The 20,790-nt window shown below is 40.2% G+C and carries 19 protein-coding genes and 1 pseudogene; all 20 read left to right on the top strand.

The window, feature by feature from the left end; translation table 11 throughout:
• Positions 1 to 65 precede the first annotated feature (65 nt).
• Positions 66 to 482, top strand: a complete 417-nt coding sequence (locus tag B5E64_RS16360; protein ID WP_140398888.1) for a hypothetical protein — start codon at positions 66 to 68, stop codon at positions 480 to 482.
• A gap of 62 nt (positions 483 to 544) precedes the next feature.
• A complete protein-coding gene (locus B5E64_RS16355; protein WP_087169523.1) occupies positions 545 to 1,996 on the top strand; it encodes a sugar transferase in 1,452 nt (483 codons plus the stop codon).
• Entirely contained in the window at positions 1,996 to 3,123 is a 1,128-nt protein-coding gene (locus B5E64_RS16350; protein WP_087169522.1) for a glycosyltransferase family 4 protein, read from the top strand. The genes B5E64_RS16355 and B5E64_RS16350 overlap by 1 nt, the downstream gene beginning before the upstream one ends.
• Positions 3,113 to 4,267 (top strand): annotated as a pseudogene (locus B5E64_RS18550) (glycosyltransferase family 4 protein); the annotation flags it as partial. The gene B5E64_RS16350 and the pseudogene B5E64_RS18550, both read left to right, overlap by 11 nt.
• Before the next feature lie 105 nt (positions 4,268 to 4,372).
• Positions 4,373 to 5,563 (top strand): radical SAM protein, encoded by a 1,191-nt coding sequence (locus tag B5E64_RS18545; protein WP_242960276.1) that lies wholly within the window; start codon positions 4,373 to 4,375, stop codon positions 5,561 to 5,563.
• 14 nt (positions 5,564 to 5,577) lie between these two features.
• Entirely contained in the window at positions 5,578 to 6,681 is a 1,104-nt protein-coding gene (locus tag B5E64_RS16340) for a polysaccharide pyruvyl transferase family protein (RefSeq protein WP_087169520.1), read from the top strand.
• Between the two features lie 26 nt (positions 6,682 to 6,707).
• Positions 6,708 to 7,820 (top strand): Coenzyme F420 hydrogenase/dehydrogenase, beta subunit C-terminal domain, encoded by a 1,113-nt coding sequence (locus tag B5E64_RS16335; RefSeq protein ID WP_242960272.1) that lies wholly within the window; start codon positions 6,708 to 6,710, stop codon positions 7,818 to 7,820.
• 71 nt (positions 7,821 to 7,891) lie between these two features.
• Entirely contained in the window at positions 7,892 to 8,932 is a 1,041-nt protein-coding gene (locus tag B5E64_RS16330) for a glycosyltransferase (protein WP_087169519.1), read from the top strand.
• A gap of 39 nt (positions 8,933 to 8,971) precedes the next feature.
• Positions 8,972 to 9,745, top strand: coding sequence for a CpsB/CapC family capsule biosynthesis tyrosine phosphatase (locus B5E64_RS16325; protein ID WP_087169518.1), 774 nt, complete (start codon positions 8,972 to 8,974; stop codon positions 9,743 to 9,745).
• Positions 9,711 to 10,973 (top strand): hypothetical protein, encoded by a 1,263-nt coding sequence (locus B5E64_RS16320; protein WP_140398887.1) that lies wholly within the window; start codon positions 9,711 to 9,713, stop codon positions 10,971 to 10,973. Before B5E64_RS16325 ends, B5E64_RS16320 begins: the two co-directional genes overlap by 35 nt.
• A complete protein-coding gene (locus B5E64_RS16315) occupies positions 10,963 to 12,039 on the top strand; it encodes an acyltransferase family protein (protein ID WP_087169516.1) in 1,077 nt (358 codons plus the stop codon). The genes B5E64_RS16320 and B5E64_RS16315 overlap by 11 nt, the downstream gene beginning before the upstream one ends.
• A 73-nt stretch (positions 12,040 to 12,112) precedes the next feature.
• Complete coding sequence (locus B5E64_RS16310) at positions 12,113 to 13,189, top strand: hypothetical protein (protein ID WP_087169515.1); 1,077 nt, start codon at positions 12,113 to 12,115, stop codon at positions 13,187 to 13,189.
• A 12-nt stretch (positions 13,190 to 13,201) separates the two neighbouring features.
• On the top strand, positions 13,202 to 14,683 hold the full coding sequence (locus tag B5E64_RS16305; protein ID WP_087169514.1) for a class I adenylate-forming enzyme family protein: 1,482 nt from the start codon (positions 13,202 to 13,204) through the stop codon (positions 14,681 to 14,683).
• Between the two features lie 40 nt (positions 14,684 to 14,723).
• Complete coding sequence (locus B5E64_RS16300; protein WP_162610217.1) at positions 14,724 to 14,966, top strand: acyl carrier protein; 243 nt, start codon at positions 14,724 to 14,726, stop codon at positions 14,964 to 14,966.
• 19 nt (positions 14,967 to 14,985) lie between these two features.
• Complete coding sequence (locus B5E64_RS16295) at positions 14,986 to 15,927, top strand: alpha/beta hydrolase (protein ID WP_162610216.1); 942 nt, start codon at positions 14,986 to 14,988, stop codon at positions 15,925 to 15,927.
• A 3-nt stretch (positions 15,928 to 15,930) separates the two neighbouring features.
• Positions 15,931 to 16,680, top strand: a complete 750-nt coding sequence (locus tag B5E64_RS16290; protein WP_087169511.1) for a Wzz/FepE/Etk N-terminal domain-containing protein — start codon at positions 15,931 to 15,933, stop codon at positions 16,678 to 16,680.
• A complete protein-coding gene (locus B5E64_RS16285; RefSeq protein ID WP_162610215.1) occupies positions 16,661 to 17,371 on the top strand; it encodes a CpsD/CapB family tyrosine-protein kinase in 711 nt (236 codons plus the stop codon). The genes B5E64_RS16290 and B5E64_RS16285 overlap by 20 nt, the downstream gene beginning before the upstream one ends.
• A gap of 11 nt (positions 17,372 to 17,382) precedes the next feature.
• Positions 17,383 to 18,120 carry a hypothetical protein gene (locus B5E64_RS16280; protein WP_087169509.1) on the top strand — a complete coding sequence of 246 codons (738 nt, stop codon included), beginning with the start codon at positions 17,383 to 17,385 and terminating at the stop codon, positions 18,118 to 18,120.
• Positions 18,121 to 18,132: 12 nt separating this feature from the next.
• The gene (locus tag B5E64_RS16275) at positions 18,133 to 19,221 is read left to right on the top strand and encodes a hypothetical protein (RefSeq protein ID WP_087169508.1); all 1,089 of its coding nucleotides are present in this window, start codon (positions 18,133 to 18,135) and stop codon (positions 19,219 to 19,221) included.
• Between the two features lie 31 nt (positions 19,222 to 19,252).
• Complete coding sequence (locus tag B5E64_RS16270) at positions 19,253 to 20,701, top strand: flippase (RefSeq protein WP_087169507.1); 1,449 nt, start codon at positions 19,253 to 19,255, stop codon at positions 20,699 to 20,701.
• The last annotated feature ends 89 nt before the right edge of the window (positions 20,702 to 20,790 follow it).

The raw sequence follows: 20,790 nt of genomic DNA, 5'->3' as shown, positions 1-20,790 counted from the left end.
TTACCACGGAATAACCATTCTGTGGTAACGGATGCATGGAAATGAAAAGCAGGCGGGATGGCGAGATGGAGAAAAGAAGCAGAAATCTGGTATATAAACCGGAAAAAGTAAGACTTGGCCAGAAGGAATTGCTGGTCTGGGAAAGAGACACGGAGAAGGGACTGGTATGCCGGAAGATTCCCTATGACACCATGGTTCTCGTCTATCCGGAAGTCTATGATGAAAAAACCGGAGAGACCATCACGCCGGAAATCCAGGATATTACAAAAGATATGAAAGGCAGTCTGATCATCTGGGATCTGGAACGAAAGATGTTCCGAATCGACCTGTCCGGTCAGAAGGATAGTGCAGGGACCGTATTTATCCGGCTTGCCAGACACATCCCGTTTGCATTCCTGGGCTATACCCCGTGGATGCAGATTCAGAATGATAAAGACTTCAGGCAAATGCTGAAGATGATTCAGATCAATAAAAGCATATAGCTGCAGATTTTATAATCATAAAATCGATAAAGGAATAAGAGGGAAGAGGAAAGTGATCATCTATGTATAAGAAAAGCGCAGAAGGATGGTTAAAACATGGAGATTTTATTCTGTTAGATTTGATCTGTCTGCAGGCGGCGTTTATTCTCGCCTGTCTATGCCGGTACGGGATGGAAAATCCATACGGCTCTCAGTTGTATCGAAATCTGGCAATTTTTTTGGTGATGGCAGATATTGTTGTCGTGTTTTTCTTTGAGACATTTAAAAATGTCCTGAAAAGGGGATATTACCTGGAATTTTCTGCGACGCTGAATCATGTGATTATGGTGCTGCTGATTACAACGCTATATCTTTTTACTATTCAGGAAGGAAGCAGTTATTCAAGAATTGTCTTGTATCTGACAGGGGTGATTTATCTGTTTCTGACCTATGTGGTACGAAGTCTCTGGAAGTGTTTTTTACATCGTAAGATGAAAAACGGAGGGAAACGCTCGCTTCTGATCGTGACAACCGACCGGGCTGCGCTGGATGTAGTGCTGAACATCAAGCGTCACAACTACGAGATGTACAACCTGTTGGGGCTGGTAATCGCAGACCGTGACATCGTGGGAGAAGAAATTGGGGAACTTCCGGTAGTAGCTAATGTTGATAGTGCGCCTGGTTATGTTTGCCGGAAATGGATTGATGAGGTCCTCCTCATTCCGGGAAAGGACGAATCGTTTCCGCAAAGCCTGATAGATAAGCTGATAGAAACCGGAGTGACAGTACACTTTCATATTGCACAGCCTTCTACCCATCTAAGTGAGAAACCGCTGGTGGAGAAGATCGGAAACTATCTGGTGCTGACTACCAGTATCAATTATATGACGGACAAGCAGGCATTCCTGAAACGGTGCCTGGACATCGCAGGGGGACTGGTGGGCTGTATTCTGACGGGAATCCTCTTCGTCTTTCTTGCGCCGGCCATCTATATCCAGTCGCCGGGACCGATCTTTTTCTCACAGGTAAGGGTGGGAAAAAACGGAAAGCAATTTAAAATGTATAAGTTCCGAAGCATGTATCCGGATGCGGAGGAACGGAAACAGGAACTGATGAAAGAGAACAGGGTGAAGGACGGTATGATGTTCAAGCTGGACTTTGATACCCGTGTGATTGGAAATAAGATTCTGCCGAACGGCAGGAAGAAGACCGGGATCGGACATCTGATCCGGGTGACATCGATCGATGAATTTCCGCAGTTTTTCAACGTGCTGAAGGGCGATATGTCCCTGGTGGGAACGAGGCCGCCGACGCTGGATGAGTGGGAAAAATACGAACTGCACCATCGTGCAAGGCTTGCCATCAAGCCGGGAATCACCGGCATGTGGCAGGTAAGCGGCCGGAGCGAGATCACGGACTTTGAGGAAGTGGTCCGTCTGGATACGGAATATATCACTGACTGGAGTGTGGGGATGGACTTCCGGATTCTGCTGAAGACGGTACTTGCGGTGGTGAAAAAAGAAGGATCGATGTGATGGGAGAGAAGCGACAAAAAAGATTGCGCATTGCTTTTCTTGGCATGAAGTGCATGCCGGCCCTGGGACAGGGCGGCGTGGAAGTGGTAGTGGAAGAACTGAGCACCCGGATGGCAAAACTGGGGCATCAGGTGACCTGCTACAACCGGAGCGGAAAGCAGGGCGGAAAAAAAGGATTAACAACATACAAAGGGGTGCGGATCGTGAATGTCCCTACGATTGATAGGCGGGGACTGGCAGCGATGAGCGCATCCACGGTGGCAGCAATCCGGGCAGCCTTCGGGCCGTATGATGTGGTGCATTTTCATGCGGAAGGCCCGTGCGCCATGATCTGGCTGCCAAAATTAATGGGAAAACGATGCATTGCGACGATTCACGGACTGGATCATCAAAGAGCCAAATGGGGCAGGCTTGCCAGCGCCTATATCATGCTGGGAGAAAAATGCGCTGTCCGCTTTGCGGACGAAGTGATCGTGCTGAGCAAGGGAGTACAGGATTACTTCCAAAAGACTTACGGACGGAAGACAAGATGGATACCCAATGGTGTGAACCGTCCGAAACCTCACGAAGCGGACCTGATCCGAAAAAAGTATGGGTTGGAAAAGGATGGATACATCCTGTTTCTGGCAAGGCTGGTACCGGAAAAAGGGCTTCACTATCTGCTCCAGGCATACCGCCAGGTACAGACAGACAAAAAGCTGGTGATCGCGGGAGGTACATCCGATACCGACCAGTTCGTCAAAGAACTGAAGGCACTGGCAGCCGGAGATGAGCGAATTTTGTTTACCGGGTTTGTCCGCGGACAGATGCTGGAAGAATTGTACAGCAATGCTTACTTATATACCCTTCCTTCGGATCTGGAGGGCATGCCGCTGAGCCTGCTGGAAGCCATGAGTTACGGAAACTGCTGTCTGGTGTCAGATATCGCAGAATGTACCGAAGTCGTGGAAGACAAGGCGATGGTATTCCGCCGGGGCGATGTGGAAGATCTGAGAGAGAAGTTGCAGACCGCCTGCGACCGGGAAGAGTTGGTGCAGGAGTATAAAAAGGACGCTGCAGAGTTCATCTGCGGGAAATATGACTGGGATGAAGTCGCGGCGGAGACGGTGAGACTGTATGAGCGATAACTGTAAGGGGATAACAATGAAGATACTGATGATTAATAAGTTCCTCTATCCAAACGGAGGATCCGAGACGTATATTTTTAAACTTGGCGAATATCTGGAAAAGCAGGGACATGAGGTCCAGTTTTTCGGCATGGAGCATGAGGGCCGCTGTGTGGGGAACCGTGTGAATGCTTATACATCGGATATGGATTTCCATGGTGGCAGCAAGCTGTCGAAACTGACCTATCCAGTCAAGACCATCTACAGTGTGGAGGCGAGAAGAAAGCTTCGCCTTGTGCTGGAGGATTTTCAGCCGGATGTTTGCCACATCAACAACTTTAATTATCAGTTGACACCGTCTATTATCCTGGAGATTGTGAAGTGGAGAAAAGAGAAAAAGCGGCCATGCAGGATCATTTATACGGCACATGATTATCAGCTGATCTGTCCAAACCATATGCTGCACAATCCTGGCCGGCATGAAAACTGCGAAAAATGCCTGGGAGGGCATTTCCTGAATTGCGTGAAAGGAAGATGTATCCACGGGTCGGCTGCAAAATCGGCTGTCGGCATGATGGAAGCGATGTTCTGGAATGGAATTCAGGCGTACCGGTATATCGACCGGATCATCTGTTGCAGCCGGTTCCTGAAAGAAAAGATGGATACCAACCCGGTGTTTGCAGGAAAAACAGTGGCACTTCATAACTTTGTAGATCAGGTGGAATGGAAAGATACCAAGAAAAAAGACTATGTGCTGTATTTTGGAAGATATTCCGAAGAGAAAGGAATCCGGACACTCCTTCAGGTCTGTCGGGAGCTGCCGGAGATCCCGTTTGTCTTTGCAGGGACAGGACCGCTGGAAGAGCAGGTGAATCAGATCTCCAATATCCGGAATGCGGGATTTCAAAGTGGAGCAGAGCTGGAAACGCTGATTCGGGAAGCTAGATTTTCAATATGTCCATCAGAATGCTATGAAAACTGTCCGTTCTCGGTTATGGAGTCTCAAACGTATGGCACACCGGTTCTGGGAGCAGAGATTGGAGGAATACCGGAACTGCTGGAAGTTGGAAAGACAGGGGAACTGTTTGAGAGCGGGAACGCGGAAGAGTTAAAGAGAAAGATTCAGAAACTCTGGAAGAATCCGGAACTGCTGGAAACGTACAGACAGAATTGTAAAGAGATCCGTTTTGATGATGCAGAAACCTATGCAAAAAAACTGATGCAGATTTACAGAGGCAGGACATCAGTAGATGGATCCGCTGGAAAAAGTATGACGAAGAAAAGGAACAATGAGAAGAAACTGAATGGGACCGTCATCGTCACCTATCGATGTAATGCGCGCTGTTCCATGTGCAACCGGTATAAAGCCCCGTCAAAACCGGAAGAGGAGATTTCCATTGAAACCATCCGGAAGCTTCCAAAAATGTATTTTACCAATATTACCGGAGGAGAGCCGTTTATCCGTACGGATTTGAAGGAAATCGTCCGGGAGCTTTATAAGAAAAGCGACCGGATCGTGATCTCGACCAATGGATTTTTTACAGACCGGATCGTAGATCTGTGTAAAGAATTCCCGCAGATCGGCATCCGGATTTCTATTGAGGGACTGGAACAGACCAATAATGAGATTCGCGGTCTGCAGGACGGATATCAAAGAGGATATCAGACCTTAAAAACCCTCAGGAAGATGGGCATGAAAGACGTAGGTTTTGGAATGACGGTTCAGGATAAAAATGCAAAGGATCTGGTTCTGTTATATCGGATTTCGGACAAGATGGGAATGGAATTTGCCACAGCATCCCTGCATAACAGCTTTTACTTTGTAGAAGCCAAGAATATCATTCACAACCGTCCGATGGTTGCAAAGAACTTCGAAAAGCTGGTCAATGAACTGCTCAGAAGCAACAGCCCGAAAAAGTGGTTTCGTGCGTATTTCAACCATGGACTGATTAATTACATCTACGGACAGAAACGACTGCTTCCATGCGATATGAGTTTTGACACCTTCTTTATCGATCCGTATGGAGACGTGATGCCGTGTAACGGGACCAAGGATAAAGAAGTGATGGGTAACCTGAACACCCAGACCTGGGACGAGCTGTGGAACAGCCCGGAAGCCGAGAGAGTCCGGAAAAAGGTACGCTGCTGTGACCGGAACTGCTGGATGATCGGAAGCGTGAGTCCGGCCATGCACAAGTATATCTGGGTACCAGCCTGGTGGGTGCTTCGGCATAAGGTGAAAGCATTGTTTACGAAAAAGCCATACTCCATGTACGAGAATAAGATCTGCCGGGATTACAGGGATGGAAAGGTAACAAAAGAGCAGCTGGATCGTTGCAGCACATGTGACTTTCATGCGGTGGTTAATGATGGACTAAGTGAAGCTTCGAAAGAGCAGCTGAAAGGCAGAACGGGTGAAGAGATTGTGGATGCGGATATTGCAAGCCAGATGAAAAAATAGCAGGTGGGATCAAAATGAAAGTAGCAGTGATAACCAGACATGCGATAACAAATTATGGTTCCTTACTCCAGGCATTTGCCACGCAAAGAGTAATTGAAAATTTAGGATATTCCTGTGAAATTATTGATTATGTCCGTGATGACGAATCCTGCAGAAATCATGCAAAGACTCTGCTTACGGGGAAACCGGAGTGGAACAGGAATCCCATTAAAAAAATACTATATCTGGCTTTACGTCAGCCTGAGAGTATTGCGGCGGGAAAGAGATTTGAAAAAGAACAGAAAGAATATCTGAATCTTTCTAAGAGATACTCCAGTCAGAAACAGCTTGCTGAAGAGAAACCAATAGCTGATGTATATATGACGGGAAGTGATCAAGTTTGGGGGCCGGTGGGAGATGGAAGCTATGACAGTTCCTATTGCCTGTTGTTTACAGATAACTTTGATAAAAGAATCGCATATGCCGCAAGTTTTGGCCGAACGGAGATGTCCCCTGAAGTGGAGAAATATTTTAAAAAATGGCTTGGAAGATATGATTTTATTTCTGTCAGGGAAGACAGTGCCATGACATTGTTGAAGAATATGGGACTTAAAGCTGACCAGGTATTAGATCCGACCTTGTTGCTTGATGAAGGTTTCTGGATTAGATATATGTCTCCGATAAAAGTAAGAAACTATATTTTGGTTTATCAGATTCACAATAACAAAAGAGTGGGACAATATGCAAAAAAAGTTGCAGTATCAATGGGGCTGCCTCTTATCAGAATATCTTCCTCTTTCCATCAGATAACGAGGGAGGGAAAGTTTGTGTGGTGTCCGTCTGTAGGAGAATTTTTGAGCTATATAAAGAATGCAAGGTGCCTGGTGACAGATTCTTTTCATGGAACTGCTTTTGCAATTAATTTCCACACACCGTTTGTTGAAGTGCTGCCGAATAACAACACGGGTACGAGGAATATAAGCATTCTTAATTTGACCGGACTTTCCGGCAGAATTTTAGATAAAGATGATGATACTACTTTGGCGGAGAAGTCAATTGATTTCTCGAAAACAGAGCAAATATTGTCAGAAAAGCGTAAGGAATCGCTTGCAACGTTAAAGAAAATGATAGAAGCCTAATGCTTTCGAAAATGAGGAGGGGCAGAATGAAAACAGTATGTGAACTTCATCAATGTGCCGGCTGTATGGCATGTGTGGAAATCTGCCCGAAAGAAGCGATTATGATCAAGGACACTCTATCTTCTTATAATGCAGTGATCGATGAAAACAAGTGTGTGAATTGTAATGCCTGCCACAAGGTTTGTCAGCAGAATCATACACCTGAACAGAAAGAACCAGTGAAATGGTATCAAGGATGGGCGAGTGATATCAAGATCCGCGGAAATTGTTCTTCAGGCGGGGTTGCCACAGCTGTTTCTCTGGCATTTGTCAAGTCCGGAGCTCCTGTTTATAGCTGCTGTTTTGAGAATGGTGAATTCAGATTTAAAAAAGCAGTTACAGAGGATGAGGTAAAACAATTTACCGGTTCAAAATATGTAAAAAGTAATCCGATCGGTTGCTACAAAGAAATCCGGGATGATTTAAAAAAAGACAATAGAGTATTATTTATCGGATTACCATGTCAGGTGGCAGCATTAAAGAACTATGTGGGGGATAAACTGGGAATCAATCTTTATACGGCAGACTTGATTTGTCATGGAACGCCTTCGCCGAAGCTGTTAGATGTTTTTTTAAAACAATACAATAAGAACTTAAAGTCATCCGGATCCATGATCTTCCGTATAAAGGCGAAAATGCAGATTCAAGTAGATTGCAAGAGCATTGTTACAAAAGGAGTAAGCGACAGATATACAATTGCTTTTCTAAATGGTCTTACCTATACAGAGAATTGCTATGATTGCCGGTACGCTGATAAAAAGAGAGTATCGGATATAACGTTGGGTGACTCCTGGGGAAGTGAACTGTCGTTGGAAGATAAGAAGGATGGAATCTCACTCGTTTTATGTCAGACAGAAAAGGGATTGGAGATACTGGAAAATGCTGATGTTGAACTGCGGGATGTTAATTTGGAAATAGCTGTTTCTAATAATCAGCAATTGGATCATCCTTCACGTATGCCTGAATGCCGGAGCGCATTTTTTCACTCCATCAAGGCCGGGAAAAATTTTAACAGGGAAGTAAAACGATATTTCCCTAAACCATGTTTTAAGCAGGATGTTAAAGAACTTCTGATTCGAATGCGCATAAAAAAAGCATAGCTGTTACTGTTGTATCAGAAGTTACTTGATAGAAATATAAAATGAAAATATAAAGGCGGGAGATAAGCGATATGCAAGTGCCATGCGTAAGCGTAATAGTGCCAGTATACAATGTGGAAAAGTATTTTGACAGGTGCCTGAAAACAATTTTAAATCAGACATTAAAAAATATTGAAATTATATTAGTCGATGATGAATCGCCTGATTCATGCCCTCAAAAGTGCGATGAAGCGGCAATGCATGATAATCGTATTAAGGTCATTCATAAACAAAATGAAGGGCTGGGTTTGGCACGAAACAGCGGCCTTGAAATTGCAACAGGAGAATATGTTTATTTTGTTGATTCGGATGACTACTTACATAACAGTGCAATCGAAAATCTGTATAAATCTGCAATTCATAATAAATTGGATATTTGCTTTGCCGGGTATATTCTCGAGGATGAAAATGGAAGGCAGAAGATGAGTGAGCCTAAATATGCCGGAAAAATTTTTATACAACCGCAGATTGTAAATGTTGTTTTAGCAGGAATGTTAGGATCCGGCCCGACTGCGAAATCTGACAGGGAGTTGGCCATGTCTGCCTGGCAGGGGATCTATAGAAGAGCGTGGCTGAATGACAATAAGCTGCGATTTCCTTCGGAACGGCAGTTTATATCTGAAGACATTATTTTCCACTTGGACGCCCTGCCAAATGCGAAATCATTAGGATATATAAGTCACTGCGCATTTTATCATATTATTGATAATCCATCATCGCTGACAAATAAATATAATCCAGATCGTTTTAAAAAGTGCTGTGCATTGTACCTGGAGGAGAAAAGAAGAATATCGCAATTTACGAATTCTGAAACAATGATTTTAAATGCCCAAAGAATGTTTCTTGGAAATACAAGAGTTTGTCTGAAGCAAATTGCAGCAAAATCTAAAACAGAAGGAAAGTCGTTTGCTGTTAAGAGAATTAAGCAGATAGGTGATGATAAAACACTTAGAGAAGTGCTGGAAGTATATCCTTACTGGAAAAATCCGATAAAACAAGCACTCATATCATTCTTATTAAAGAAAAGGATGTATTCAGCTATATATTTGTTGTTGAAAATAGCTAATAGTTAAAGTCGGTCTTTTAGGAACGATTACCGGAGAAACCATCTTATGAATATTGATATCAGAACCAGGAAATTTTACGATTGCCATTGTCATATTCTGCCGGGACTTGATGATGGCGCAAGAAGCTTAAAGGAAACAAAGCAGCTTTTGCGCAGGGAATATATGGAAGGCATAAGAACAATCATTGCAACTCCGCATTTCCAACCATCGCGATGGAAACAAAATGCAGACAGAATGAATATAGCACTTCAACAGACCCGCTGCCTGGCAAAACAAATTGATCCGGACTTTCGAATCTATCTGTGGAATGAGGCGTATTGGGAGGATGGATTGATTTATTATTTAAAGAATGGAGATTGCCGTTCTATAGGAGATGGTTACATTTTAATAGAGAATCGACCAGACAGTGATGAGGATACCTTGTATCGAATGGCTGATATTTTGACTGCTAATAATTATATACCGGTTTTTGCACATATTGAACGTTACCTTGTAGTCAGGAAGCGAAAGAAAATTGTGGATAATCTAAAAAAAGCCGGAGCATGGATACAGGTAAATTCAGACAGTATCACCGGGAAAAATGGCTTTCGCACAGCGATGTTTTGTAGAATGCTGTTAAAAAACAAAAAGATTGATCTTCTTGGAACAGACAGTCATCGTGTCGATTTTCGCCCGCCAGAATTTAGAAACTGCACTGAATATATTAAAAAGAACACCAGTCGGGGGTATTTTAAACTGCTTATGAATGAAAATCCCCGGAAATTATTGAAAAAGGAAGAAGTTTATGATGGAGACCAGACAAAAACAGCAATGGTATAGAAGAATTTTTATAGTATTGGTTCTGATTTTTGTATTCCAAAATCCACTGCAGGAAATCTTTACACCAATGCGCTATTGGGATGAACTGTTTGCTGCCTGTATCATTCCCTTACTTATCATGAGTGGTACAAAGCAAAATTTTCGTTGTAAAGTTTCATTAAAATTAATATTAGTGATCATATTTCTCTGCTTGTTTTTAGCGTGTGGATTATACGGCAATTTATCGTTGAAATTTCAGCCGTTAACAACAGTATTATCAGATATGTATTTGAATTTAAAATTTTTTCTTGCTATTGGAGTCGGCTATTTATTTTTTTCAGATGTCGATATGGAGAGTATTTATCAGTACAGCTGGAGATGGATAAAAAGATTATCAATTTTTTTATTTGTGCTGTGCCTGCTGGATCTTGTATTTCACATTTTTCCGGCAGATACGCGCCTGGGACTAAGAGCTGTCCGTCTGTTTTATTCTGTATACACATATTTGGCAGCAGCCTGTATCTTTTTGTGTTCAATATTGCTACGTTTATATGAATATTACAGGGATGAGATTCTGCCTTATCTGATTATGCTGGGATTTGTAACAATATGTACACTTCGAATAAAAGCAATTGGAGCAATGATCTGTCTGTTTTTTATATATTTTATTATTTGCAGAAAAAGGCGGGAATTTCGATTTTTCACATGGGCCGTATTACTCGTGTCCATGCTCCTGGTTGCTGAGAGGCAGTTTAATTACTATTTTTTAAGTTTAGGAACAGAATCAGCCCGGGCGGCACTTACAAAGGTATCATTCCTTATTGCGAAAGATTATTTCCCGTTTGGAACCGGGTTTGGAACGTTTGCTTCTACATTTTCAGATGAACCATATTCAAGGGTATATTCTCTTTATCATATTCAGAATGTCTGGGGAATTTCAAAAAGCTACAGTTCTTTTGTCTCTGATACCTTTTGGCCGATGATTCTGGGACAGACCGGGTATCTGGGAACAATTTGCTATGCAGTAGTATTAGTGATTCTCTTATCAGTAGTGTTTAAACTGAGGAAATACAATGCATATTTATTTGCATCTGCACTTACCATGATTTTATATTTGCTGATCTCCAGCACAAGTGAATCTGCATTTGTCAATACGATGGCCGTGCCATTTGCATTTTTGATCGGGGTGCATCTGGCGGAGATAAAGAAATATTCGGTGAATATGGAGGAAACGATTTATGAGCCGTAAAGATACAATTAGCAAAAATTCAATTGGCTACTTTAACTTTGCAAAAGGAATTGCAATGGTATATGTATTGTTTTTTCATTCGGTCTTGATTTTTATTCCGCTTGATTATGATGGCTTCTGGACCAATCTAGGTGAGGGATTTATGGCGATGTTTTTTATAATCAGTGGCTACGGATTTCATGTAAGAACATCAAAGAAGTGTCTTCGGACACAATTCAAACTCCTTTTAAAACCGTACTGGTTTACAGCAGGTATGGTCATACTTGCGAAACTGCTGTTGGCATTTATAGAAAATCGCTCATTTAAAGAATTCGGAAGCCAGTATATTTTTTCTTATCTTTTTGGGATTAATGATGGCTGGGAAGGTACAATACTGGGGCTGCGAGTTGATAATCTGGGGATGTTCTGGTTTTTTTGGGCACTGTTCGGGGGATGGGTAATCTACAATAAGATTGCTAATATAAAATCGACAATCATACAGCGCTTACTTGTTTCGTGCTGCGTAATTTTAGGATGGATATTAACCTGCATATCGAAAGTGTGGTTTTACTGTATTCCCAATATGTTAATTGCCGTGGGATATTTGTTTTTAGGACATCAGATGTGGAAGTCAAAATTTCTTGAAAGAGAAATATCGGTTCGTAAGCTTTCCGGTGTGATCATATTAGCAATAATAACCTTATTTTTTGGCAATGTTCATATGTACTACAATCAATGGAAACTGGGAGTAATTGATATTCTGGGATTGGGGTGTGTTGGAATTATATATCTTATGTTTTTCGTATGGCTGAATCCACATTTGAAAAACAATTTATTTATTCGCAGTATTAATAACATTGGTTTTAATACATTGTGGATACTTTGTATTCATGCATTTGAGGAAAAAGTGTTTCCATGGTACCGTCTTGGACATATATTCTCAGAAAAAAAGATATTTGCTGTAATTATATGTTTTGCTTTACGGGGTGCAGTTATATACATTGGGCTTAAGATGCTTGAATTTTTTATCAAGCAAATGAAAAGAAAAAAAAGAAAAGGAATACACCCTAAAATTGTTATTGAGTGAAACCTTTTCTTATACGTCAGAAGTTATATTTTATAAGGAAGAATACTTGATGAGGTGTAAGGAGGAAATACTCATGAAAATACATAAAGCAATAGATACGAATACCATTGGCTTCTTCAATTTTGCGCGTGGCTGTGGAGTTTTATATGTACTAATATGTCATTCGGTATTTTATTTTTATACAGTCACATGGCGATCAGTATTTAATTTAGGTGCAGGTCTTATGGCTATGTTTCTGATTATTAGCGGCTATGGCTTTCATACTAAAAAAATGAAAAAATGCATAAAAATTCAGATAAAATTGCTGATAAGACCATATTTTATTACTGCTTGTTTGGTGTTGCTGGCAAAATTCGGATTGGCAGTTATTGAACAACGTTCTTTCTGGCAGTTTGGTGGACAGTACATTTTTTCTTATTTACTTGCACTCAACCAGGGATGGAAAGGCACAATCATGGGATTAGAGGTTGACCATATATCTATGTTTTGGTTCTTTTGGGCTTTATTTGGAGGATGGATCATTTATAATGCAATATCCCGTCTAACAAGAGGAAAAATACAATTCTGCCTTATCATAGGCTGTGTCTTTGCAGGGTGGATACTTACTTTGATATCAAAGGTATGGGCTTATTCCATTCCGAATATGCTGATTGCACCTGGTTTCCTTTATATTGGAAATCAAATGAGGAAACACAAGTGGTTGGAAAAAGCAAATATATCCTTTGGTGAAAGTTTTATATTAGCGATACCTTCTTTGATTACATTCGCATTTGGATTGTGTGATATGTACAGCTTTACATGGCGTTTAGGTCCTCTGGACATCTTAGGTGCGGCATGCCTGGGAATACTATTCTGTCGCTTTTTTGCCTGGATTTCTTCATTTGAAGTAGAAAATAAGCTGACAAAATGTTTCCAATATATTGGTTCTAATACGATTGGGATCCTTTGTATCCATGGCTTTGAAGAAAAAGTATTTCCATGGTATCGTTTTGAATATTTGTTTCCAGGAAATACATATTTTGCTGTGATTCTTTGCTTCTTGTTACGATGCATAGTTATATTTGCAGGACTTAGGCTGATTGGAATTGTCAATAAAACATTGAAAAAAATAAAAAAGAAAGAAAACCATTCAAAAATGATTATTAAATAAGGAAGGAAAATTATGAGCTTAAATACGATAAAAAATATGCATGATATCCTTTTACATATAGAACATTCTTCTGATGATGTACCATTCATCCAGTATTTGATCCGGAGAAATCTCGTCAATATGTCATCGGATGAATTCCTAAACGAAGTAAAAAAAGTGTCTGCCATGTTACTGAACGAAAATCTGCAAAAAAAGCATATAGGTATTATAGGAAGAAATAGCGCTGAATGGTTAATTGTATTCTGTGCTATTGCAAATATAGGTTCCACTGCTGTTCTAATGAATCCGGACCTGAATGAAAGAGAAATTGAAAGAGCAATGAAACAAACTGATGTATCTGCACTGTTTTTTGACATTGATTTAGAAGCGCGGATAAAGGAAGCTACAAAGGATATGAATGATCCGATATTCTGCATACAGGAAAAATTGAATCAGAAAGATTATATTACGATCCAATCATCGGATGCCGATTTAGAAGATATCATGTGTATTTTGTATACTTCTGGAACCACCGGGGAAGAAAAGGCCGTTATGTTATCTAATCGTGCAGTTATAGCCGGTATTCATCACTATCTGACAACAGTATTAAAAGAGACAGCCGTTCATTTAACTGTTATGCCATTGCACCATGCAGGGGCGTTGTTCACATCCCTTGCGATTCTTTTTAAAGATAACTGTACTTTAGGGATTATTGATGGACCAATGAAATTGAAAAGGGGACTGGAACAAATTAAGCCTAATTCACTTTTTGCAGTACCTTCACTTCTTCAGGCAATAGAACATGAATTCAATAAAAAGAAAGAAAATGTCTCCTCCTCTGCGATGGGAGAAAGTCTGAGATGGATTGTATGTGGAGGCGCACAGCTCCCGACAGATTTGATACCGACGTTTAGAAAAAAGCAGATAGCTGTTTTCAATATTTATGGAGCAACAGAAAGTACGGTTGGTGTTATTATTCATGAGGCGACAAAAGAGTCACCGAATAGTTTAGGCAAGCCCCAAAATGCTGAGGTCAAAATTGAAAATGGAGAACTGTTGCTTCGCGGAAGGACAATTATGACAGGATACTACAAAAATCCAGAGGCTACTGAAGAAGCCTTGAAGGACGGATGGTATCATACAGGAGATCTGGCTGCTGTTGATGAAAATGGATATTATTATTTGACTGGAAGGAAAAAGAATCTGATCATATTGTCAAATGGTGAAAATATTAGTCCCGAAGAGTTAGAAGGGAATTTGTCTTTATCACCGGATATTTCAGAGGTAATTGTTAAAGAGCATCAGGACAAACTCTGGGCAGTTATTTGGCCGAATTACCAGGATGAATGTACTGAGAAAGAAAAAAGTATCATCAGACAACGGATTCATAATTTTGTATCAGAATATAACGACCAAATGCCTACATATAAACAGGTTTATGATTTGTATTTCTGGCAGTCACCTCTTCCGAAGAGTGCAACAGGAAAAATAGTCAGAAATCAGATAAGAATATAGTTTTTCAAATTCAATTCTATTAAAAGAAAGGATGGTATTTATGACAGTACAGGAAGCAAAAGAAGATATTATTCAGTCTATTATTAAAATTACAGAAACAGAAGCAGAAGTAACTGAAAATACAGAAGTCGTCCATGGGCTTGGATTGGCTTCGATGGAAGTTTTTATGCTGCTGGGTGAACTGGAAGATATATACGGAATCGACTTATCACCAAAGATGGTTGAGCATGTCAAAACAGTCGGTGAACTTTGCAATATTATAATCGATCGGTTGAGAGGATAACTATATGAAGCGCAGGACCATGATGATAATTGGCTTGATTGTTGTTGCTATGTTAATCATAGTTATGGGTTTTTTTATCGTACGAAACAAGACGGAATCGGCCTCAGAATCTGTCACGATTCATCAAAATCTTCAAGAGGATATAACGCTTCTTAAAGATATCCAATACCAGGTAACAGATCAAAATAACTGTTATCTTGATGTTGCTTATAAAGATGATGGAAAGAAAAAACCGCTTTTAATTTTTGTTCATGGAGGGAGCTGGAGTAGCGGTTCAAAAGAAGATATGAATTCACTTTTGTATACCTTTTCAGCGTTGGGCTATACAACAGCGTCAGTTAATTATGACTTGCTGAATATGTTGAATGCGCTTCATGGTGAGTGTATCAGCATTACGGAAGAAGAAGCATGTGTCTCCGCAGCGGCAGACTTTCTTGCAGGTCATGCAGAGGATTACCAGATTGATACAAACAAAGTAGTGTTAATCGGACATTCTTCAGGAGGACAGCTGGCTGGCCATCTTTCCGAGCAGATTGCAGATCATCCGGAAAATTATCCTTTCCAGCTAAAAGGGGCTGTTTTATTAGCTCCCGCCAGTGATCTTCGATATTATGTATACAATAATATACAAATAGATGGATTAGAACTTCCGCTTGTTGAAGCATCTTTTATATTTGACGGAGTTTATGGAACCGATGTGTTCACTGAAATTAACAAGGTAGATGTTTTATATAATATAACCCAAAATCTTCCACCGGTTCTAATATTGCACGGAAGTGATGATACAAGTGTTCCAATATCATTGTCTGAAAATCTGTGTAATGCACTTGAAGAAAAAGGAGTTACTGCTGAGTTAACGGTTATTCCGGGTGCGACTCATAGCCTGTTGGAGGATGAGACAGTTTTTTCTGAAATCAACCGTTTTCTGAATCAGTATATTTTGAATAGTAAAGGGGAGTAAAACGTGAAGAATTCAATTGGAGAATTTGCTGTAACTAAAGATCGGGGAATCACTATTGACTTTAAAGCTCTCTTTATGGAACTTTTAGACAAGAGTCTGATTATTATATTATGCGGATTGTTCTGTGGATTGCTGACCTATTTGGCATGTTCCACCATCATTCCTCTGAATTATGAATCCACTACTAAAATCTATGTAATGCCACAGGAAACAGAAGGACAGTCAGCATATGTTAATCTGGAAGTCGGCTCTCTCTTAACAACAGACTATATTGAGTTAGTCCAGGGAAGGGATGTTATAGAACCTGTTATTTCTCATTATAATTTAGACATAACATATGAGAGCTTTTTGAACAAAATAACGGTCAATAACCCGACAGATACACGAATTATAGAAATTTCAGTTAAGGACACGGATCCATATCTTGCCCGCAATCTTGCTATTTATCTGAGAGATATTGCGACAACAGCCATCGAAACTCAAATGGGAATCGAAGGGGTTACTGTATGGGAAGAGGCAAATCTTCCACTTGAACCGAATATAACACCTGCGATTTATGCAGTGATTTTTGCCTGCCTGACCATCTTTATTTCTGCATTAATAGTCATAATTCGTTATCTAGTAATTGATAAAATTGTATCTGCAGATGATGTTGAGAACAGGCTAAACCTGGTTGTACTGGGCACGATATCCTATGAAGGGAAGAAACATCAAAAAAAAGGAGGTGGTGTACATGGAAGCAAAAAAAATTGAGGTAAAAAAATATATAAGTATTTCAGCGAGGCTGAAAGAAAACTATAAGTCTTTAAGAGCCAATATCGACTTTTGTAAAAATGTGCCGAAAGTAATTTTGATAACAAGCAGCATCCCGGGTGAAGGGAAATCAACAGTTTCACTGCGGCTTGCAAATGAAATAGCAAAAAGCAGGAAAAAAGTTTTGATGATGGATTGTGATATGCGAAAATCAAGATGGTCTGAACTGTTTGGTATTTCCAGACAGGATAAAAAAGGTGTATCAGATTTCCTCGCCGGGAAAGTTTCTATTTCCGATGCGTTATGGCAGACAGATGAACCGAATTTGTATATTATGCTTTCTGGTACGACACCGCCAAATCCGGCAGAACTTCTTGGCAGTGAAGCATTTACAAAATTGTTAAATGCCTGTAGACAAGAGTTTGATTATGTACTGATTGATGCTCCGCCGATGGCAAGCGTAATTGATCCGGCTGTTATCTGTTCCAAATGTGATGGGGTCTTATTTGTGATTGCATCTGATATGGTCAGCTGTCGTATAGTAAGACGTGCTCTACAACAGATTGAACGTGCGGGCGGCATGATTCTGGGCGCAGTATTAAACAAGATCAAATTTTCTAATAGAGCATTATATGGAACTTATGGAACAAGTAAGTATTACTATAGCAATTATAGTAAGTATTATGATTAAGGCACAGTAATATGAAGAAGATATTTCGAAAATTCAATGGAAAATTAGTTATTACCATTTTATTGCTTGTTTTTTGTGTGATTTTAGGAATTTTAGTACTTATTTATCTTTTAAACCGGGATACTACACCTCCGGAAATCTCATTAGAGACAGAATCTGTACAGTTGACCGAAACAGAGGTATCAGAAGTATTAGAAAAAGATTATTCGTGTCTGTTGAGCGGTGTTACAGCTTCTGATAAGGAAGATGGCGACCTTTCCGGCAACGTAATTGTATATTCAGTAAATATATATGAAAATAATTCGTATGCAATTGCAAATTACAGAGTACTTGACAGCAGTAATAATATGGCAGTGAAACAGAGGCTTGTTTATTTAAAAACCCCGGCACAGATTTATAATGACGTCCTGGCAGCAGTCGGCAGTGAAGCAGCAAATATCATTAATGAGGAATTGAACGGGGACAATACCGGCAATGAAGATGAATCAGGAAAGCCGGTTATAGAGATTGAAAATGCAGTAAACCTGCAGCTTGGAGAGTCATTTGATCTGCAACAGTATCTTGTTACTTTGGAAGATGACAAAGATTCGTATGAGACATTACTGCAGAACTGCCGTATGGAGGGGGAATACAATCTAAATTCGCCGGGAGTATATCCGCTTGCATTCTATGTCACAGATTCTGATGGAAATGAGTCAGCCCCGGCAGTTTTAATTTTAACTGTAAATATAAACGAAACGATAGAATAAGGAATGATGATCATGTATTGGTTTATTACCAAAAATAGGTATGCAGAAGTTTATAAGAAAAATGCAGGATCCAAAGCACCTAAGGATATTGCGGAAATATGCTTTCGATCAGGAATGAAGCCACTGTTTTTTCGACCTTTTCCGAATGAAGCATCTACATTATATAAGAAAATATGGTTATTAACAGTTGGAACTTTTCCATGGATAAAAACTTTTTTTTCTGTACATAAAGGCGATATTATTTTGTTTCAGCATCCTTTATACGGCAATCGGCTGATCGAACGGATTATTCCGTTCATGAGGAAATACAGAAGATGCAAATTTATCGCATTAATCCACGATTTGGAATCTTTACGGAAGGGGATAGGTGTTACATACTCGAAACAAAAAGAAAATACTGATCATATCGCGGACAATATCCTTCTCAAGCATTTTGATGTTGTGATCTGTCATAATTCTGCTATGAGAAAATATCTGATCAGTCAGGGATTTGAGCCACAAAAAGTGATCAGCCTGGGCGTTTTTGATTATCTTACAGATTGTGTTCCGGATCGTAATTTGTCATTATCGGAGCCCCCTTCTATTGCGATTGCCGGGAATTTAAGCCCTAAGAAGAGCAATTATATATATCAGATGGCCTGGCCTCGAAGCTTATTAACAGTTCATTTATATGGTGTAGAATTTGAGGAGAACCTGGCTTCAGAAAATATGGATTATCATGGCGCCTTTGAGCCGGAAGAACTGCCAGGCCAGTTAGCAGGGGATTTTGGGCTTGTGTGGGATGGCTGTTCAACTAAAACATGTGCGGGAAATACAGGAGAATATCTGAGATATAATAATCCACACAAAATTTCACTGTATCTTGCATCGAATATGCCGGTAATTGTATGGAATGAATCTGCACTGGCAGATTATGTCTGCAAAAACAATATTGGATTTACTGTTTCTTCTCTTGATGAAATCGCAGAACGAATCCGCACACTTTCCCAGGAAGACTATGAAGCAATGTGCGAAGCTGCCAGACTGGAGGGGGAAAAAATCCGAAGCGGATATTATACAGAACGGGCGCTTAAACATGCGATCCAAATAGTCGAAGCATAATCAGCAACTGTTACCGAAAGGAGAGCAATGAATGAATCAGAATTCATCGATAAAAAGGAATTTTGTGATGAATATTATTTTAAATGTATCCTCATTTATCTTTCCGTTGATTTCATTTCCTTATATTTCTCATATCCTGCTTCCGGCCGGTACAGGAAAAGTCTCCTTTGCTGTGTCGCTCATTTCTTATTTTAATATGTTTGCCCAGTTGGGAATACCAACCTACGGCATATCTGCCTGTGCAAAAGTACGGGATGATCGTGAGGAACTGACGCGTACAGCGCATGAATTACTGATGATTAATCTGGTCATGAGTGTTTTCGCTTATATTGCACTCATACTGGGGCTGATATTTGTTCCAAGACTTCGTGAAGAGAGAACTCTTTACATTATTATCAGTTTTTCCATTATACTGAGTGCAATTGGCATGGAGTGGCTGTATAAAGCAATGGAACAATATTCATATATTACAATCCGCTCCGTTGCCTTCAAAATGATAGCATTAATCGCAATGTTTTTGCTGGTTCATCAACAAAGCGATTATGTTATTTACGGAGGAATCACTATATTGGCAGCATCTGCATCCAATATCATGAATCTGCTGAATATTCATAAATACATTGATATGCGGCCTGTTGGCAATTATCATCCGATGCGCCATATGAAAGCAGTTATCATTTATTTTGCAATGGCTTGTGCCACAACAATTTACACGAACCTGGACACTGTTATGCTCGGCTTTATGACAACAGATAAGGACGTGGGATATTATAATGCAGCGGTAAAGATTAAAACGGTATTAGTAAGTATTGTCACCTCGTTAGGAACAGTTCTGCTTCCAAGAGCATCTTACTATGTAGAAAAAGGACAGCTTGAAGAATTTCGGAGGATTTCAAAAAGGAGTTTAAATTTTGTTTTTATACTATCTTTGCCGCTTATGATCTACTTTATTTTATTTGCACGGCAGGGCATCTATTTTTTATCAGGACCTGCTTATGAAGAAGCTGTGCTTCCGATGCAGATTATCATGCCGACGCTGCTCCTGATTGGTATTACCAATGTTCTTGGAATTCAGATATTAATACCAATGGGGAGAGAGAAAATGGTACTATATTCGGAGATTGCAGGTGCTGTAACTGATTGCGTTCTTAATTCTATTTTGATTCCTCAAATGGCTTCAGCTGGAGCGGCACTTGGCACCTTGGCGGCAGAATTTGTAGTTTTTGTAATTCAGTATTTCGCACTTCGAAACAGGATTCGTGATAGTTTCAGAGAGATCCAGTACGGGAAATTACTGCCGGCAGTTTTTTTGGGAAGCTTTGCTTCTGTATGGGTCTTAAAATTTAATCTTGGAAGCTTTCTGACTCTATTGGTATCTGCATGCCTCTTTTTTGGTATGTATTTCATTTGTTTACTGATTACACGCGAACCATTTGTACTGGAAATTTTCAAGAAGATCTTTAAAAGAATTATAGACTGAATCAAAAAGAAGGCAGTGTACAGAAGATAGATGTATTTATACATAGTAATAATCCGCAGAAAAGTATTCTATGATTGATTGCTTGAAGC

It is taken from the genome of Drancourtella sp. An12 (assembly GCF_002160935.1).
GTDB classification, from domain to species: Bacteria; Bacillota; Clostridia; order Lachnospirales; family Lachnospiraceae; genus Sellimonas; species Sellimonas catena.
This window is presented reverse-complemented; position numbering and strand designations above follow the sequence as displayed.

What these genes read in the sequence shown, in the direction of transcription:
- B5E64_RS16360 (WP_140398888.1), top strand. Translation starts at nt 66, where the DNA reads ATGGAGAAAAGAAGCAGAAATCTGGTATATAAACCGGAAAAAGTAAGA.
- B5E64_RS16355 (WP_087169523.1), top strand. Translation starts at nt 545, where the DNA reads ATGTATAAGAAAAGCGCAGAAGGATGGTTAAAACATGGAGATTTTATT.
- B5E64_RS16350 (WP_087169522.1), top strand. Translation starts at nt 1,996, where the DNA reads ATGGGAGAGAAGCGACAAAAAAGATTGCGCATTGCTTTTCTTGGCATG.
- B5E64_RS18545 (WP_242960276.1), top strand. Translation starts at nt 4,373, where the DNA reads ATGACGAAGAAAAGGAACAATGAGAAGAAACTGAATGGGACCGTCATC.
- B5E64_RS16340 (WP_087169520.1), top strand. Translation starts at nt 5,578, where the DNA reads ATGAAAGTAGCAGTGATAACCAGACATGCGATAACAAATTATGGTTCC.
- B5E64_RS16335 (WP_242960272.1), top strand. Translation starts at nt 6,708, where the DNA reads ATGAAAACAGTATGTGAACTTCATCAATGTGCCGGCTGTATGGCATGT.
- B5E64_RS16330 (WP_087169519.1), top strand. Translation starts at nt 7,892, where the DNA reads ATGCAAGTGCCATGCGTAAGCGTAATAGTGCCAGTATACAATGTGGAA.
- B5E64_RS16325 (WP_087169518.1), top strand. Translation starts at nt 8,972, where the DNA reads ATGAATATTGATATCAGAACCAGGAAATTTTACGATTGCCATTGTCAT.
- B5E64_RS16320 (WP_140398887.1), top strand. Translation starts at nt 9,711, where the DNA reads ATGATGGAGACCAGACAAAAACAGCAATGGTATAGAAGAATTTTTATA.
- B5E64_RS16315 (WP_087169516.1), top strand. Translation starts at nt 10,963, where the DNA reads ATGAGCCGTAAAGATACAATTAGCAAAAATTCAATTGGCTACTTTAAC.
- B5E64_RS16310 (WP_087169515.1), top strand. Translation starts at nt 12,113, where the DNA reads ATGAAAATACATAAAGCAATAGATACGAATACCATTGGCTTCTTCAAT.
- B5E64_RS16305 (WP_087169514.1), top strand. Translation starts at nt 13,202, where the DNA reads ATGAGCTTAAATACGATAAAAAATATGCATGATATCCTTTTACATATA.
- B5E64_RS16300 (WP_162610217.1), top strand. Translation starts at nt 14,724, where the DNA reads ATGACAGTACAGGAAGCAAAAGAAGATATTATTCAGTCTATTATTAAA.
- B5E64_RS16295 (WP_162610216.1), top strand. Translation starts at nt 14,986, where the DNA reads ATGATGATAATTGGCTTGATTGTTGTTGCTATGTTAATCATAGTTATG.
- B5E64_RS16285 (WP_162610215.1), top strand. Translation starts at nt 16,661, where the DNA reads ATGGAAGCAAAAAAAATTGAGGTAAAAAAATATATAAGTATTTCAGCG.
- B5E64_RS16280 (WP_087169509.1), top strand. Translation starts at nt 17,383, where the DNA reads ATGAAGAAGATATTTCGAAAATTCAATGGAAAATTAGTTATTACCATT.
- B5E64_RS16275 (WP_087169508.1), top strand. Translation starts at nt 18,133, where the DNA reads ATGTATTGGTTTATTACCAAAAATAGGTATGCAGAAGTTTATAAGAAA.
- B5E64_RS16270 (WP_087169507.1), top strand. Translation starts at nt 19,253, where the DNA reads ATGAATCAGAATTCATCGATAAAAAGGAATTTTGTGATGAATATTATT.